This is a genomic window from Paenibacillus sp. Marseille-Q9583 (assembly GCF_976954365.1).
The window spans coordinates 19,694-36,973 of the sequence record NZ_CDRJTB010000048.1 but is presented as its reverse complement, the minus strand read 5'-3'; the positions used below and the strand labels follow the sequence as shown (position 1 = coordinate 36,973).

The window sequence follows — 17,280 nt, the reverse complement described above, 5'->3', positions numbered from 1 at the left end:
GGTTAGAAAATGTCTTAATTTGAGTGGTATGGAATCATTGTAAGATCGTTTGGAGAAATTACATTTGCCGCATGTTAGCCGGTAATCTATGGCTTAGAAAACCAAAATAATTGAGGGATAATTATGATCTATACAGTAACGCTTAATCCTTCCATCGATTACATCGTGGAAGTTGAAGATTTGAGACTAGGTGGCTTGAACCGGATGAAACGTGATTTGAAGCTTCCTGGAGGTAAAGGGATCAACGTATCACGCGTGTTAAATCAGCTTGAGGTTCAGAATAAAGCTATAGGCTTCCTTGGTGGATTCACTGGAAGATACATTGAGGAATGGTTGCGGAAAGAGTCGATTTCAAGTGATTTCGTATTTGTTTCTGATGATACCCGAATTAATATCAAGCTTAAGCATGGAGAGGAAACGGAGATTAATGGTGCAGGGCCCATTATCCTAGATACGGAGGCAGAGACATTATTACAGAAGTTGGCTGTTCTGAATGCAGGCGATGTTGTGATATTGTCCGGAAGTGTTCCTCCTTCACTGGGTGCTGATTTCTATGACAAGTTGATATCCGTATGCAAGCAAAGAGGGGCCGAATTTGTCATTGATACTACAGGTTCAGCGCTGAAAAAGGCACTCCCTTATCAGCCGTTGCTCGTTAAGCCTAATCATCATGAGCTTGCAGAGCTATTCGGCGTTACGATACAGACTAAGGAAGAAATTATAACTTATGGTCGCAAGCTGCTCGAAGCTGGCGCGAAGCATGTGTTAGTTTCAATGGCTGGTGAAGGTGCCTTGTTCATTACGGAACAGGGGGTATACCACGCCAATGCTCCAAAAGGAGCAGTAAAGAATTCTGTAGGTGCAGGCGATTCTATGATCGCTGGATTCGTTGGCACATTTTCTTTGACTGGAGATTTAATGGAAGCTTTCCGTGCAGGTGTTGCCTCAGGCAGCGCAACAGCTTTCTCTGATGACCTGGCAGATAGAGCATTCATTGAGCAGCTGAGACCGCTGATCGACATCTCAGAAGTGTAAGCTAACAGCATTCAAAGTACTCAAGGGAGTTGGAAGATATGAGAATTACAGATTTGATGATAAAAGAAACAATGATTATGGATTTAAAAGCAACCACTAAAGAAGGTGCAATTGATGAATTGATCGCCAGTCTTGCCGCAAGTGGTCGTATCAATGATCCTGTTCTATTTAAAGAGATGATCCTGAAGCGCGAAGAGCAGTCCAGTACTGGGATTGGTGGCGGTATCGCAATGCCACATGCCAAGACTAAAGCGGTGAATGAAGCGACAGTTGTGTTTGCCAAAAGTGCGAAGGGCGTGGAATTCGAATCACTTGATGATGAGCCGGCTCGGATCTTTTTTATGATTGCCGCCCCAGAAGGAGCGGGCAACATGCATCTTCGTACATTGGCCTCGCTGTCCAGACTGTTGATCGATAGTGAATTCATTGAACAGCTGATGAATACCCGAACTCCAGATGAGGTATCCGCCCTGTTCGATGCGAAACAGGCGGAAGGGGAAGCCAAGGAGAAAGAGAGCGAAGCTGCTGAAGCTGTCAAGAAGTCAGAACCAGAAAAGCTAATCGTCGGCAACCCGGATTCCCAAGCATTCGTCGTAGCTGTTACTGCTTGTCCTACTGGAATTGCGCATACCTTTATGGCTGAAGATGCGCTCAAGAAGAAGGCTCTGGAAATGGGAGTTAATATCCGTGTAGAGACAAATGGTTCAGAAGGTGCCAAAAATGTCTTAACACCCGATGAGATTCGGCGTGCAAGTGGTGTAATTGTGGCAGCAGATAAACAAGTGGAAATGGCCCGTTTTGATGGTAAGCCAGTACTGCAAAGACCGGTTAGTGACGGTATTCGCAAATCGGAAGAGCTCATTCGCAAAGCAATGAATGGCGATGCACCGATTTATCATAATGAAGGTCGTAGTGGTAATGAAGGAGAGTCGAAAGAGAAATCCGGCAGTATCGGTAGTAAAATATACAAGGACTTGATGAACGGTATCTCTCACATGCTGCCGTTTGTAGTCGGTGGTGGTATTCTGCTGGCGATCTCCTTCCTGATTGAACAAGTCGGTGGAGAGAATCACCCTCTATTCCAGCTGCTGCAGACGATTGGTGGCGGTGATGGTGCCTTCCATTTCCTAATTCCGGTTCTTGCTGGATTTATTGCGATTAGTATTGGTGACCGTCCAGCCCTGATGCCAGGTATGGTTGGCGGTTACATGGCCTTGAATTCCAACGCTGGATTCCTCGGCGGTCTGGCTGCAGGTTTCTTGGCTGGTTATGTTGTTATCGGTCTGCGCAAACTGTTTGCAGGTCTGCCAAAAACGCTCGACGGATTAAAGCCGATTCTGTTATATCCGGTATTTGGTCTATTGATAACCGGTGGGTTGATGTATTACCTGTTCGATCCGATCTTTAGCTGGATGAACGTAGGACTCATTAATTGGCTTAACGATCTTGGAACCGTTAATGCAGTAATTCTGGGTCTCGTTCTCGGTGGAATGATGGCTATTGATATGGGAGGTCCTTTCAATAAAGCGGCCTACACTTTTGCCATCGGGGTATTCACTACCAGTGGAAATACTAACGGATTCATGATGGCGGCTGTAATGGCAGGCGGTATGGTTCCTCCACTTGCAATAGCGCTTGCTACTACTTTCTTTAAGAACAAATTTACAGAATCAGAACGTAAGTCAGGGTTAACAAACTATGTATTGGGCTTATCGTTCATTACAGAAGGGGCGATTCCATTCGCCGCTGCCGATCCACTGCGTGTCCTGACTTCTTGTATCCTAGGTTCAGCCGTAGCAGGTGGTCTCACTCAGTTTTGGAATATCAACGTTCCAGCACCGCATGGTGGGATCTTTGTAGCCGCGCTTTCGAGTCATGCGTTGTTGTTCCTTTTGGCCGTTCTGATCGGATCTGTTATTTCCGGATTAATGCTCGGATTATGGAAGAAACCTCTTGAGGCAAAGTAATAAAATAAATAATTTGAACTGCTGGGTGCCAGACGCTTCTTCTGGTGCTCGGCAGTTTTTTGAAATATAAGAATTTTTAAGTTTACGCTAAAAACTATCTTTCTATTTTTCGCAGAAACGATCAAATCGTCCCTAAAAGGAAGTCGAAGGCGTTTCTTCTTACCTGAACTTTGACCACGTATGCCCCTCAATCCTTGCGAGAATAATCTCCTTCATTGAGGTTTATTTTTGTATAATTGAAAATATATATAACAAGAGGGCAAAGGAGCGAGCGAGATGATACTGCACAAGGGGGAAGTCTTGTTCCGTCAAGGGGACAGCTGCGAATTCTTATATAAGGTGAAAAGTGGGCTGTTCAAGGTAACAAGGCTTCATGAGAATGGGAACATGGTGTTGTTCAACATCTTGTATCCTGGTGAGATGGTTCCCCATCATTCACTCATTTCGCCAAAGGAGGCGCATGGAACAGCGGTTGCGATGATGAAGAGCGAGGTGGAGGCAGTTCCTTCAGCGGAATGGTATCAACAGGTACGGGATGAGCCAGGTCGAGCGATGGAGATCGCTATCCTTCTTCAGGAGAAGGTACGGTTTATGCAGACTCGGCTAGATCACCTTACTGTTGGAACACCCGCAGAACGTATGGAGCTCTTAACCCGTTGGTTCAATGACTACTCTCATGGCGCAGCGCTAACAGAGCTTTTGACACAGGAAGAAATTGGACAATTGATCGGTGTGAGACGCGAAACAGTCAATCGTTTGTTGCGTACCGTGGAGTGATTCCTGCCTATTTTTATAACGAAGTGTTTAGAGTAGGGGATCTCCGTGGTATAATGTATTCAGAACTTATTAAATTACAGAAAGGATCAGGATACCATGTGTCCCCGAAGGACGATTCCCCAAAGGACGATTTGGAAACGTTATGATCTGTCTTATACTTAGCTTCCCTGTAGAAGGTGCGTGAACCGTTGTTACTCGACGAACCGCCTCTGCGAGGGGAAGGAGTATATATATGCGAAGGAGCAATACCTCCGGTTTTACCCGTCGTAGAGGTTGGTGGGACGTTTAGCCGCCATATACGATAAGGGGAGACCTGTATGAGGAACCACAATTACGAGTGAATGTACTGCTCCGGTTGACAGTCATTTTGTTTGGAACATTTTTGCTTGCATTTGCTTATTATCACATCAATTTTCAGAACCATTTGTCTGAGGGCGGATTCGTAGGATTATCGCTACTCGGCAAATATGTATTAGGAATTTCACCTTCAATTTCAACTCTGCTTCTAGACGTTCCAGTACTCTTGATTGCATGGATGTTCAAAGGGAAAACGTTCGTGTGTAACACCTTTGTTTCTGTAGGAGCTTTTACAATCTTTTACGGTCTCATGGAACGTTATTCCGGTTTGGTCATCAACTTGCAGGGCAACTTGGCATTAGCAGCCCTTTTGTCTGGCGTACTGACAGGTTTAGGCGCGGGAATTATTCTGCGAAGCGGCGGCGCAAGTGGTGGAGACGATATTTTGTCGCTGTTGATCAGTGAATGGAAGGGAATTAAAGTAGGTACAGTATTCATTATGTTGGATGTAGTCGTTCTGGCATTATCACTCTTTTATATGCCTGTTAGAGAAACGATGTATACGGTGATGGCGGTAGTTGTAGCTGGTTATGTGATCACCTTTACAACCTCTTTAGGTAAACCAAAGTTAGTGAAGGCGCCAAAGATTCAGTCTACGCTGCGTAAACCGCATGATGGTACGGTAATGTGAATAAGACTGTATAAACAGTTTATTTCGGGGATATACTATATTTAAGGTCAGCCAGAAATTTCTGGTTGACTTTTTTTTGTTGTATAAGTGACGTGATTTAAAGGGTTGTTAAAAGGGTTGTTAAAAGGGTTGAAGATCTCAGGGACGTTGCTTGGACGTTTCGCTCATAACAAAAGGTGGCGTACAGTGAAATCCTGTGCGCCACCTTTTAGTTAATTTAAGACTCTCTTGTGCTCGTCTTTGAATCGTGTAGAGACATTTGCGACCAGCTTGCCCTTTTATTTAGCCCACGGCATTCGTGATAGCTTCGCATTCGTCCGAGCAATGACCACTGTGCTGTGCTTCACAGTCCTCACAGCAAATATGCTGAAGGTGGCAAGCATCGTTGGCGCAGTTGATGAATTGGTCAGCTGGCTGACCGCAGTGATGGCAACGTCCGACAATGATATCCCCGTCGGTATGATTAATCTGTACGGAGATCCGCTCATCAAAGACATAACATTTTCCATCGAACAATTCGCCCTGTACCTCAGGGTCTTTACCATAAGTCACAATGCCGCCATCCAGCTGGTACACCTGCTGGAAGCCTTCCTTCATCATAAACCCGCTTAATTTCTCGCAGCGGATTCCGCCTGTACAGTAGGTCAGGATTGGTTTATCTTTTAGCTCGCTCATATTCTCGCGAATCCAGTCCGGGAATTCTTTGAAGCTGTCTACTTCAGGGCGGATGGAACCGCGGAAATGACCAAGATCGAATTCGTAGCCGGTACGACCATCCAGAATTACCACATCATCGCGCTGCATCATTTCATAGAAATCTTTAGGCGCCAGATGTTCTCCGGTGATCACGTTAGGGTCCAGTTCATCCTCGACCCGGAACGTCACGAGTTCCTTTTTATAACGAACGAAGATCTTTTTGAAGGCATGACCATCAGCCTCATCGATCTTGAAGACGATATCACTAAACAGCGGATTTGCGCGCAAATCCTTCATGTATTGCTCGGTTTGGGCAATCGTACCGGACAATGTCCCGTTAATGCCCTCATCTGAGATGAGAATGCGTCCCTTTACGTCAAGCTCTTTGCAGTAAGCCAAATGCTCCTGAGCGAATTGTTCTGCATCCGGCACTTTTACAAATTTATAGTATAGCAGAATTGCATATTCCGATTGTGGGTTCATTCTTTTCACCTTTATCATTAGAATTAGACTACTAAATAAACGTTTGAGTATAAAAAGTATTGTAACATATTATCAAGACTTGAAAAAGATACTCTTGAATCGGTAATGGTTAAAACTTGGATATTAGTAAGAAAAACAGCGCAATGAATATGTCTGAATCATCATACCTATGGGGGAAGTCTGCAAGTGGCGGCGCGAGTGGATGAGACGATATTTTACCGCTGCTGATCAGTGGATGTTGGAGTCAAAGTAGGTACTGTATTCATCCTGTTGGATGTAGTCGTTTTGTCGGCTGGTATAAACTGCATTTTTCGGGGATACTACGATTAAGGTCAGCCAGAATTTTGGTTGACTTTTTTTGCTGGATATAATCGAATAACATGGATAGTTATGATTGGCGAAACCGTGAATCACAACGCGCGTATTAATTTTCATTCGAAGAGTCACATGGTGACTTTAATAATAAGGAGGAAATGCGGGATGAGTGCTCACGAGATTGATTATGTCATTATGGGCGAGGAAATTCAGTGTGTGGAGGTGCAGCTTGACCCCGGAGAGAGTGTAATTGCCGAAGCTGGAAGCTTCATGATGATGGATCAGGAAATTACGATGGAGACGATCTTTGGTGATGGTAGTGGGGGGACGCGCGGAAGCGGACTGATGGGTAAGCTGATGGGTGCCGGCAAGCGTCTGTTGACAGGGGAAAGCTTGTTCATGACCGTATTCACACACAGCGGTTCTTATGGACGAAAAAGTGTCACCTTTGCTGCTCCATATCCAGGAAAAATCATCCCGCTCGATCTTCAGCAATACGCTGGAAAAGTGATCTGTCAAAAGGATTCATTCCTCTGTGCGGCGAAGGGCGTCTCGATCGGTATTGAATTTCAGCGCAAGCTGGGCACAGGCTTTTTTGGTGGAGAAGGCTTTATTATGCAAAAGCTGGAGGGCGACGGTCTTGCATTCGTACACTCTGGTGGTTACGTTATGGAACGCACACTGCAGCCGGGAGAGACGCTCAAGCTGGACACAGGTTGTCTTGTCGCTATGACGTCTTCCGTGGATTATAATATTGAGTTTGTAAAAGGTGTCAAAACCGCGCTATTCGGCGGCGAGGGCCTGTTCTTCGCCACACTGCGCGGACCCGGCAAGGTGTGGGTGCAGTCACTGCCGTTCAGCCGTATGGCTGACCGCATTCTGTCCGCAGCCGGTAACAGCGGACGCAAAGAAGAAGGCAGCGTACTTGGAGGACTCGGCAATCTGCTGGATGGCAGATAGGCTTGTGCGCGGTTGATGGGTAGAACATTCGAGGCACAGAATGAGCGGTTTTAGTGAGTGGCTTATTAGGGGGAGACAAGGGCAGAAATACCCCTTGTATTGTGCGTGTTGGCCCAAATGGAGTGAAAGAGGGGCAAAAATACCCTAGATTTCTGGGAATTGGCCCAAAAGGATCGAAAGAAGAGCAAAAATACCCTAGATTTCTGGGAATTGGCCCAAATGGAGCGAAAGAAGGGTAAAAATGCCCTTGATTTGCACGGATTGAGCGAATCCGGCCAAAAGAACGGTATAAATCCCGTAGAAATGGCCAGATCCAGTTCTAATTGCTTCAGCAAGACACTGGTTACTTTTGTTCGATGTGATATCAACATTCGACATTTGTATTATCGAATCTGTGATTTCCACCGCTACTGTATCTGTAACTAACTATATAGTGAGACCCGTGAATGATTATGTTCATTCACGGGTCTTTTTTAGAGGTTGGGCTTGGGATAGTTTAATTCATAACCATTATATATCTGCCTCACGTTACGCTTGGCGACTTGCCTCACATTACGCATGACGATCTGCCTAGCTTTACGCTGACGATCTATCGCACAATCCCCCTAACAATTTGACTAACCCTGTCCACGATGTATATATTATTTGGCAAACCCCTATATTGTTAAGGCTGTGACCGGAGGCATGATATGTTCAAAATATTTATTATAGAAGATGACCGTGGACTGGTGGCTCTGCTACAGGACTATTTACATAAGTTTGGATATGAAACACAGGCTGTGAATGATTTCGAGCGGGTTCGCACTCAGTTTGAGACGTTCGCTCCGCACCTGGTTCTATTAGATGTTAATTTGCCAAAATACGATGGGTATTATTGGTGCCGCCAGATTCGTGGGATTTCCACCTGCCCTATCCTTTTTATATCTGCCCGTGACGGCAAAATGGATCAGGTGATGGCGCTGGAGAACGGAGCTGACGATTATATTACGAAGCCTTTTGATTACGAAATTGCGATGGCCAAAATTAAAAGCCAGCTGCGACGCGCCTATGGTACCTATGCAGGAAGCAACAATGAGCGTACTCTTACCGTTGCCGGAATGGCACTGGATGTGGAGCGGCTAGTTCTTACTCGAGGAGAAGCCAAGGTGGATTTAAGTCACACGGAAGCCAAGATACTAGATGAGTTGATGCAAAAGTCGGGAACTATCGTTACCCGCGACAGACTGCTCGAAAAAATCTGGGATGATCAAGCCTTTGTGGATGAGAATACGCTTAATGTCTATGTCACCCGTGTGCGTAAAAAGCTTGCCGCTCTTGAGATTACGGACGGTCTACAAACCGTTCGAGGTCAAGGCTACCGCTTGATTCCGAATTGGGGGGATGAGGATTGAAGCTGTTTTTACGGGAGCAGATCTCTTTAATTGTTGTCTATCTAGCACAGCTCATCTTGATCACACTAGTATATCGGCTGGATGGGGGCAGTGGTGTGAGTGTTAGTCTGTACGCTGCACTTCTCAGCACTTGTCTGCTACTTGGCTACCTCGCTTATCGGTATATCAGCAATCGTACGTTCTATGAACGACTGGAGACTCTACCCTCCTCTCTAGATGAAGCTGGCGGTCCATCACAGGATTCTCCGCTTGCCGTGAGTTTACGAGGACTACTAGGGTCACAATTCCGCCTCTACAAAAATGATTTACACAGCTACCGCCACAAGCTGGAGGAACATATTCACTTTATTAATCAGTGGGTGCATGGAATGAAGACGCCATTGTCTGTCATCCATTTGATGATTCAAGATAAAGACGGACCGCCTTTTACGGCGATAGGTGATGAACTGGACCGTCTGAAAAAAGGACTGGACACTGTACTTTATACGGCTCGGCTAGATACTTTTGAGCATGATTTTTACGTGGAACGTTTGGATTTGGAAACTCTCGTACGTAGCGTGACCTCAGAGCAGAAACGTCTGTTCATACGTAATCGTATATTTCCTACTATTAATATAGATGAGCGAATCGCCGTAACCACAGATGAGAAATGGCTAAGTTTTGTGCTTACGCAAATTATTACGAATGCAATACGTTATACGACGGAAGTCGGCAAACATGTATATTTCCATGGGTACATACAAGAAGAAAAGAGAGCAGTACTGGAGATACGAGATGAAGGAGTTGGCATCCCAGCAGGTGATCTGCCGCGTGTGTTTGATCCTTATTTTACAGGTGTGAATGGACGAACCTTTCAAGAATCCACGGGGATGGGTCTATATCTTGTGAAACAGATCTGCGGAAAACTTGGTCACGAGGTGAGCATATGCTCAGAAGAAGGTAAGGGCACGACCGTGCGGATAGTGTTTAGGGAGTCCTACCTTACAAAAATGTAAGGTCATTGTAAGTTAGAGAAATGGCAGCCTGTGTATACACTTTGTATAATGAAGGCAATCCAGTCGAAAGAAGGAGAGGTAACACTTGCCCATTCTAGATGTTCATAATTTATCAAAAATATATGAGGGTAAAGTGTCCACTCAGGCATTGAATCATATCCGCTTTTCTGTTGAAAAGGGGGAGTTCGTTGGCATTATGGGACCTTCGGGGAGTGGGAAAACAACACTACTCAACACGATCGCCACCATCGACCAGCCGACCTCCGGTCAGATTCTGATCAACGGCCGAGATCCCAATCTGCTTAGCAGAAAAGAAAAAGCGCTCTTTCGCCGCCATGAGCTCGGTTTCGTCTTTCAGCATTTCAATCTACTGGATACGCTCACTGTAGAGGAGAATATTGTGCTTCCTCTCACGCTTGCTGGTGTCCATGTAACGGAAATGGAGAGTAGGTTGAAAGAAGTAGCAAGCATGCTGGACATTGAGCATTTGCTGCAAAAACGGACATACGAGATTTCAGGTGGACAAATGCAGCGGACTGCCATCGCCCGCGCGATGATTCATCGTCCTGCTCTGATTTTAGCAGATGAGCCTACAGGGAATCTGGATTCCAAAGCTTCAGGTGAAGTCATGAATATGCTGACAGAGGTAAATAAGGAAGAAGGGGCAACGGTGCTGATGGTCACACATGATGCAGTGGCCGCGAGCTTTTGTAACCGAGTCATCTTTATTAAAGACGGACGTTTCTATAGTGAAATGTACAGGGGGAGCAGTAGAGGCGCCTTCTTTCAAAGTATCATTGATATGTTGTCTCTGCTTGGGGGAACTAGCCATGACCTTTCGGCAATTCGCTTATAGGAATGTTACACGTAACAAGCGTAAATATGCGGCTTATTTTGTCGTCAGTGCTTTTTCAGTGATGATCTTTTTTGTGTGCGCATTGTTTATTTACCATCCGGATATTTCTAAGAGCTTGGTTTATAGTACAGCTGCTCATACAATGATGGCGGCAGAAGCCATTATTTATGTGTTTTGCTCCTTGTTCGTTCTTGTATCGGTCGGATCGTTCCTGCAGTCACGTAAGATGGAGTTTGGGATTTTATTGATGCATGGAATGACAAAGCGACAGCTGAACATGATGGTATTTTTGGAAAATATGATGATCGGTACCTCTGCCATCCTGACAGGTACTTTACTTGGGTTAATTCTGGGTAAGTTGTTTTTGATGATCGGATCTACTTTTCTAGGGATACCTCTTTTAACGTTTCATCTTCCATGGCAGGCGCTTGTACTAACGATATGTAGCTTTGCGCTGTTATTTATTCTAATCTCGCTAAGCACGTTCTTCTTTATTGGGAATGAATCACTGATGCGGCTGTTTCAGGGAGAACGAAAAGCAGAAGAGGAACCTAAAGTTTCCTTGGTGTTATCTTTACTGTCTGCTTTATTGCTGTTAACGGGCTATTTTATGGCAGCTACAGCACAAGCGGCTTCGGTTGAAAAGGTGATGTTCCCGGTCGTTATAATTACGGTTGCGGGTACCTATCTCTTTTATACTCAGCTCAGTATTTACACTGTTAAACTACTTAAGGCGATCCGGCGCCTGTATTGGAACCGCACGAATATCATTACTTTATCGGGCTTGTCTTACCGCTGGAAAGAGAATGCCCGAATGTTTTTTATGGTGACGATTGTATCCGCAGTATCTTTTACTTCAGTGGGAGTATTCGCATCGATCCATACGCTTTCCAGAGAGTTGAAATTGGACTATCCCGCAGCAGTTGGTTATGTAGCCAAAGGCAATCAATTGCAGGATCCTTTTGATCAGCATATGGACGAAATTAAGGAAGAGCTTACAACGCTCGGTTTACCCTATGAGACACTTAGTATTCCGATTAAATACGCAGAGGTGGAATCTCAAACCGGGCCAGATCGCACGTTAAGGCTTCCCTTGATTGCTTACAGTGATTATAAGCTTGCTCTGCTTCATGCTGGGTTTACGACGGATGAGCAGCCTCTAAGTGGAGATGAAGGATTGGTGATGATCGGTTCGCAACGAGACCGGAGTCTGCAAGCGGGTAGAGTAAAGCCGATATACACCTTGAAGCAAGGTCTTTCCATTCGAGAAATGGGTTATACCCAGCATGTTCCGATTGCCGAATATCTATTGCCGGAGCTGGATGGAAGGGATGGGGGAGATTTCAGTGGTGTTGTGATTAGCGATGAGCTTTACAAGGCTATTCATCCCGTACAGACCGATTTGTATACAGGATTTTACATGGATGACTTCCCGCGAACAGTAGGTATAGCGGCAGATCTTGCCCATAAAGGCAAACGGGCCTATGAAAGTAACTCGCCATACGCGATTGTTGTTAGCGGCACGCTGTTTGAAATACAGAGAACACTGTACAATACGATGCTGTTCGCTTCTTTATTGGTAGGTACTGTCTTTTTTATTGCAGCAGGCAGCTTCCTTTACTTCCGGTTGTATACAGATCTAGATCATGATCGTCATCAATATTCTACATTGTCCAAAATGGGACTTACAGATCAAGAGCTAAACCGAATTGTAACGATACAATTGTCGTTGTTGTTTTTTGTTCCGGTTGGGGTGGCCATTTTGCATAGTGTGTTTGCCTTTATTGCGCTTCAGCGGTTGTTTTACTTATCAATTGCTGTGGAGACCGGGGCGGTGTTATTGGGATATTTGGCTGTCCAGGGACTTTACTTCTTTTTTATTCGCAGCCGTTATTTACGCAACTTGAAGAAGAACTTGATCTGAATAATGGGGGTTACGAAATGCAAGCATGGATTACAGATTTTATGGAACAGTTTGGTTACTTTGGTATTTTCCTGATGCTCGCTTTTGAAAATATATTTCCACCGATTCCTTCCGAAGTGATCCTTCCTTTTGGCGGATTCATGACAACCACAACGAATTTGACCATTCCTGGTGTAATTATTGCTGCTACGCTTGGCTCACTGCTGGGTGCAGTGATTCTCTATTATATCGGTCGTTTGCTCGATGTAAATCGCTTGGAAAAGATCGTTGAACGCTGGGGCGGCCTGCTCCGGATCAGCAAAAAAGACATCCACAAGGCTGACGCTTGGTTTGACAAATATGGTTATTGGACCGTATTATTTTGTCGGATGGTTCCACTAGTGCGTAGTTTGATTTCGATCCCTGCAGGGATGTCAGGCATGAAATTTGGAGTGTTTATGATCTTCACAACGATTGGTACGCTGGGATGGAATTTACTGCTCGTGCTTATTGGTGCGGCTTTGGGTGAGTCCTGGGAAGACATCGCTATGTATATGGATATGTACTCCAACGTAGTGTACGTGCTTCTTGCAGGTGGAGTAGTGATCCTTGGGTATTTGTTCTTCCGCAAGCGCAGCCGGAAAATGAAAACCGAAGGTTGAACCGAGAAGGACTTATAGATAAAAGTTATGATTAAAAGGAGGAGAACAAATGGAGCTATTAACGATTATTAAAGCTATAATTTTGGGCATTGTTGAAGGATTAACTGAATTTGCTCCGGTATCCTCCACAGGTCATATGATTATTGTTGATGATATGTGGTTAAAATCGACAGAGTTATTTGGGCAATATACGGCCAATACGTTCAAAGTGGTTATACAGCTGGGGTCAATACTAGCAGTTGTAGTTATTTTTAGAAATAGGTTCATTGAATTGCTGGGCTTAAAGCGCTTCAGCCGCAAGCAGTTGGACCCTGTAACTGAGGAGCAACCACAACTTGAAAAAGGCGGCCACCTTAAGCTTACACAGGTGCTTGTAGGTTTAGTGCCAGCAGGCGTGCTGGGCGTTCTGTTTAATGATTATATTGACGAGCATTTATTCTCTACATCCACCGTGTTAATCGGTCTAGTAGTCGGTGCTGTATTAATGATTATTGCGGATCTATTCGGACCAAAGAAGATTCAAACGGAGAGTGTCGATCAGATTACATATAAGCAGGCGCTAGGTGTTGGTCTGGTCCAGTGCTTCTCCTTGTGGCCGGGATTTTCTCGTTCCGGGTCGACGATTTCTGGTGGTGTTCTTCTGGGTATGAGTCATCGTGCTGCTGCTGATTTCACGTTTATTATGGCTGTTCCAATCATGGCAGGCGCCAGTTTACTCTCACTGATGAAGAACTGGCAATATTTCACCATCGATGCCCTGCCGTTCTTCATTGCAGGCTTTATCAGTGCCTTTGTATTTGCACTATTATCGATGCGTTTCTTCTTGAAATTGATCAACCGGATTAAGCTTTTACCATTTGCTATATATCGCATAGTCCTTGCTGCAGTAGTATATTTCGTGTTTTTCTAAATCCGTTATAAGGAATCGATATAACAAAAGCCCCCGTAATCTATTGCAGATGACGGGGGCTTTCACGTATGATGACATCAGATTAAGACACTCACTTTATCCTTATAATTCTCGCATAAACGCCTACCGTCCGTATAAGGACACCGAAGGCATTTCAGCAATTAAATGATAAGAAAGTATAAGTTTCACAAAATACTTTCTTATCATTCTCGCATAAACGCTTACCGTCCTTAAAAAGGACGCCGAAGGCGTTTTAGCTTGAAAATAACGGAGACAGGTGCTTGCCGGAAATTAGTAATTCGGTAGGCTTAATAGGGAAATTCGGTATGAAGCCGATGCGGTCCCGCCACTGTAACGGAAGAGTCCATAGCAACATATGTCACTGGCAATTTACTACTGCTGGGAAGACTGCTTAGGATGCTGACACCGCTAGCCAGGAGACCTGCCTGTTTCAACAGCACTGCTTCACCTACGGAGGATAGGAAGGTGTTAGACGTTAACCATAGGTATATTATGGGCGTCTTTCCCTTTGACTTTTTTAGGGAAGGGCGCTCTTTTTTATAGGAATGCAAGTGATATCGAGTCCAAAATAAGAAGATGGAGAAGGGGAGCTGCAAAGTGACGAACAAAGTAAAAGTAAGCAATCTTGGCTATCCAAGAATCGGAAAAAACCGCGAGTGGAAGAAAACGTTGGAAGCCTTCTGGGCGGGAAAAATAAATGAGGAAGCGTTCCGTACTGAAATGACAGGAATTCAGCTTCAGCATTTGAAGACTCAGCAGGAGGCAGGAATTGATTTAATTCCGGTAAATGATTTTACGTTCTACGATCATGTGCTAGATACCGCTGTAATGTTCGGGATCGTACCTCCACGTTATGCGTATGATGGTGGCGATATTGGGCTTGATCTTTATTTTGCGATGGCTAGAGGAAATGCTGAGGCTACCGCTTGCGAGATGACTAAATGGTTCAATACGAACTATCATTACATCGTTCCAGAGATCGGTGCACAAACGCCGCGTCTGACCGAGAATAAGCCACTGGCAGCTTATCGTTTTGCCAAGTCCCAAGCGGGAATTGAGGGTAAGCCTGTGGTTTTAGGCCTTTATACATTCCTTAAGTTGTCAAAAGGTTTTGCATCTGCGGATATTGCGAAGATTGCTGCTCGGTTTCTTCCGGTTTACGTTCAGCTGTTGCAGGAACTGAAGCAAGAAGGAGTAAGCTGGGTACAAATTGATGAGCCAGCGATTGTTACAGGAATAAATGATTCAGAATTATCCTTACTTCACTCGATTTACACTGAAATTGCTGAATCCGTGCCTGGATTAAATATTATTCTGCAGACTTACTTTGAAGCTGCTGAACCGCTGGAGGCACTGTTCAAGCTTCCGGTACAAGGTTTAGGTCTTGATTTTGTCCATGATGGTGGGACGAACCTGGCATCGATTGAACGTCTTGGCTGGCCTGAGGATAAGTGGCTGGGAGCGGGTATTATTGACGGGCGCAACATCTGGCGCTCGGATCTGGATGCTAAGCTGCAGCTGATCGAAAAGCTGAGTGTACATGTGCCGCTTGATCGTCTTATTCTACAGCCTTCTTGCAGTTTACTACATGTTCCGGTTACTGTTCAGGGTGAGGTGAAGCTTAAGGCAACCGTCAAGGCCGCTTTAGCTTTTGCTGATGAGAAGCTTAGAGAGCTTGGCCTGCTTGCTGCAGCCTTAGAGGGTACAGCAGAAGCTGCTGCTGCGTTGACGGCCAGTCGTGAAGCCCTTACTGCCTTCCGTGCACTTCCTGAACGCGGTCGTAAGGATGTGGCCGAGCAAGTTCTCGGACTTACAGATTTACCAGACCAACGTAACCTACCTTTTGCTGAGCGCCTGAAGGTGCAACAGGAGAAGTGGCAGCTGCCACTTCTGCCAACGACAACAATCGGAAGCTTTCCACAGACCGTAGAAGTGCGCCAGGCAAGGTTGAAATGGCGTAAAGGCGTATGGAATCAAGAGCGTTACGACGGGTTCGTTCGTGAGCAGATTGCAGATGCAATCACCTTCCAAGAAAAGCTGGGTTTGGATGTACTCGTGCACGGTGAGTTCGAAAGAACCGATATGGTGGAGTTTTTCGGGGAGAAGCTGGATGGTTACTTATTTACTAGTAATGGCTGGGTTCAATCCTACGGATCACGCTGCGTTAAGCCACCGGTTATTTATGCGGATATAGCTTTTATCCAGCCTATGACTGTAAAAGAAAGCGTTTATGCTCAGTCGTTAACTTCCCTTCCTGTTAAAGGCATGTTGACTGGTCCTGTTACGATTCTCAATTGGTCTTTCGTACGTGATGATCTTAGTCGGGAAGCAGTAGCGAATCAAATTGCCTTAGCGCTCCGTCATGAAGTTAAAGCTTTGGAGGATGCAGGCATAGAGATGATTCAAGTAGACGAACCGGCTATCCGTGAAGGACTTCCTTTGAAGACGGAAGATCATGAGGCATACTTGAATTGGGCGGTGAAGTCGTTCCGTATCGCGACGAATCATGTGAAGGCTACGACACAAATTCATACCCACATGTGCTATAGCGAATTTAATGACATGATAGACTCCATTTCAGCGATGGATGCGGATGTTATCTCTATTGAGACTTCACGTAGCCATGGGGAACTGATCGTTAGCTTTGAGGAGCAGGCGTATGATAAAGGAATTGGTCTTGGTGTATATGATATCCATAGTCCACGGGTTCCTGCAGTAGAAGAGATGACAGCTAATATTGATCGTGCACTGCGGGTGCTTGATCCTGAACAATTCTGGATTAATCCGGATTGCGGTCTTAAGACACGTGGCTGGCAGGAGACGGAAGATGCACTTCGTAACATGGTAAAGGCTGCCGCTATTGCAAGAGAAAATGCAGGAGTTAGTGCTTCCAAATAACATAAGAGGTATACAATAAATCATAGCCGGGGAATTTCTCCCTGGCTTTTTATTTCAGCCACTTGATAATAATTCTCATTCTTGATAGAATGAGAAAAGAAAAGAAGGAACCGTGGAGGGTCCCTTCAAATCATCACCTTATTTGCTTTCGAAAGTCTTGCAATCTGTTTCTTCTGCACGTGTAGGTTCTTGGGAGCTGTGGAAAGCTACAAAGATAGAATCAGCACTGCATTTGTTCTCTTCTGCCCAGTGGGTGCAGGAGTTAACTTCGCAAATTACGTCTTTTGCCATGAGGGTTCACCTCCCCTTGTAGTGATAGACAGCATCATTAAAAAATCCTCTGTTCAGCAAGGTGGAGCTTGTCCGAACAGAACCATGCCGCGCCCTCATTCATTATGAATAGAGGGTATTTGGTGTTTTCTG

General features: G+C 45.1%; 14 protein-coding genes and 1 riboswitch. Of the genes, 12 read left to right on the top strand and 2 right to left on the bottom strand.

The genetic code is table 11. The features are described 5' to 3' along the window. Positions 1–123: 123 nt before the first annotated feature. The 4 genes from pfkB to ACWNM1_RS20255 all read left to right on the top strand — a co-directional run bounded on the left by pfkB (position 124) and on the right by ACWNM1_RS20255 (position 4,767). A complete protein-coding gene (gene pfkB, locus ACWNM1_RS20270) occupies positions 124–1,035 on the top strand; it encodes a 1-phosphofructokinase (protein WP_449602401.1) in 912 nt (303 codons plus the stop codon). A gap of 38 nt (positions 1,036–1,073) precedes the next feature. Then, a complete protein-coding gene (locus ACWNM1_RS20265) occupies positions 1,074–3,002 on the top strand; it encodes a PTS fructose transporter subunit IIABC (RefSeq protein WP_449602400.1) in 1,929 nt (642 codons plus the stop codon). A gap of 276 nt (positions 3,003–3,278) precedes the next feature. Beyond that, positions 3,279–3,779 (top strand): Crp/Fnr family transcriptional regulator, encoded by a 501-nt coding sequence (locus tag ACWNM1_RS20260; RefSeq protein ID WP_076284669.1) that lies wholly within the window; start codon positions 3,279–3,281, stop codon positions 3,777–3,779. 337 nt (positions 3,780–4,116) lie between these two features. Beyond that, entirely contained in the window at positions 4,117–4,767 is a 651-nt protein-coding gene (locus ACWNM1_RS20255) for a YitT family protein (protein WP_449602399.1), read from the top strand. Positions 4,768–5,049: 282 nt separating this feature from the next. Here ACWNM1_RS20255 and trhO read toward each other — a convergent pair whose 3' ends face one another. Continuing rightward, positions 5,050–5,946 carry an oxygen-dependent tRNA uridine(34) hydroxylase TrhO gene (trhO, locus tag ACWNM1_RS20250; protein WP_449602398.1) on the bottom strand — a complete coding sequence of 299 codons (897 nt, stop codon included), beginning with the start codon at positions 5,944–5,946 and terminating at the stop codon, positions 5,050–5,052. A gap of 480 nt (positions 5,947–6,426) precedes the next feature. Between trhO and ACWNM1_RS20245 the strand changes: the two genes are divergently transcribed. The 8 genes from ACWNM1_RS20245 to metE all read left to right on the top strand — a co-directional run bounded on the left by ACWNM1_RS20245 (position 6,427) and on the right by metE (position 16,857). After that, positions 6,427–7,221 (top strand): TIGR00266 family protein, encoded by a 795-nt coding sequence (locus ACWNM1_RS20245; protein ID WP_042190589.1) that lies wholly within the window; start codon positions 6,427–6,429, stop codon positions 7,219–7,221. Positions 7,222–7,910: 689 nt separating this feature from the next. Continuing rightward, positions 7,911–8,612: a response regulator transcription factor gene (locus ACWNM1_RS20240; protein ID WP_340971935.1), complete on the top strand. Its 702-nt coding sequence runs from the start codon at positions 7,911–7,913 to the stop codon at positions 8,610–8,612. Then, on the top strand, positions 8,609–9,607 hold the full coding sequence (locus tag ACWNM1_RS20235; protein ID WP_449602397.1) for a sensor histidine kinase: 999 nt from the start codon (positions 8,609–8,611) through the stop codon (positions 9,605–9,607). The genes ACWNM1_RS20240 and ACWNM1_RS20235 overlap by 4 nt, the downstream gene beginning before the upstream one ends. A gap of 85 nt (positions 9,608–9,692) precedes the next feature. After that, positions 9,693–10,463, top strand: coding sequence for an ABC transporter ATP-binding protein (locus ACWNM1_RS20230; RefSeq protein WP_449602396.1), 771 nt, complete (start codon positions 9,693–9,695; stop codon positions 10,461–10,463). Next, positions 10,438–12,387 carry an ABC transporter permease gene (locus ACWNM1_RS20225; RefSeq protein WP_449602395.1) on the top strand — a complete coding sequence of 650 codons (1,950 nt, stop codon included), beginning with the start codon at positions 10,438–10,440 and terminating at the stop codon, positions 12,385–12,387. The genes ACWNM1_RS20230 and ACWNM1_RS20225 overlap by 26 nt, the downstream gene beginning before the upstream one ends. Positions 12,388–12,404: 17 nt before the next feature. Next, the gene (locus ACWNM1_RS20220) at positions 12,405–13,028 is read left to right on the top strand and encodes a DedA family protein (protein ID WP_449602394.1); all 624 of its coding nucleotides are present in this window, start codon (positions 12,405–12,407) and stop codon (positions 13,026–13,028) included. A 49-nt stretch (positions 13,029–13,077) separates the two neighbouring features. Next, positions 13,078–13,938 carry an undecaprenyl-diphosphate phosphatase gene (locus ACWNM1_RS20215; RefSeq protein WP_449602393.1) on the top strand — a complete coding sequence of 287 codons (861 nt, stop codon included), beginning with the start codon at positions 13,078–13,080 and terminating at the stop codon, positions 13,936–13,938. Between the two features lie 258 nt (positions 13,939–14,196). Continuing rightward, a riboswitch (cobalamin riboswitch) is annotated at positions 14,197–14,402 on the top strand. 154 nt (positions 14,403–14,556) lie between these two features. Next, the gene (gene metE, locus ACWNM1_RS20210; protein WP_449602392.1) at positions 14,557–16,857 is read left to right on the top strand and encodes a 5-methyltetrahydropteroyltriglutamate--homocysteine S-methyltransferase; all 2,301 of its coding nucleotides are present in this window, start codon (positions 14,557–14,559) and stop codon (positions 16,855–16,857) included. Between the two features lie 138 nt (positions 16,858–16,995). On the opposite strand, the gene ACWNM1_RS20205 is transcribed toward metE, so the two are convergent. Further along, entirely contained in the window at positions 16,996–17,148 is a 153-nt protein-coding gene (locus ACWNM1_RS20205; protein ID WP_076120659.1) for a DUF1540 domain-containing protein, read from the bottom strand. Between the last annotated feature and the right edge of the window lie 132 nt (positions 17,149–17,280).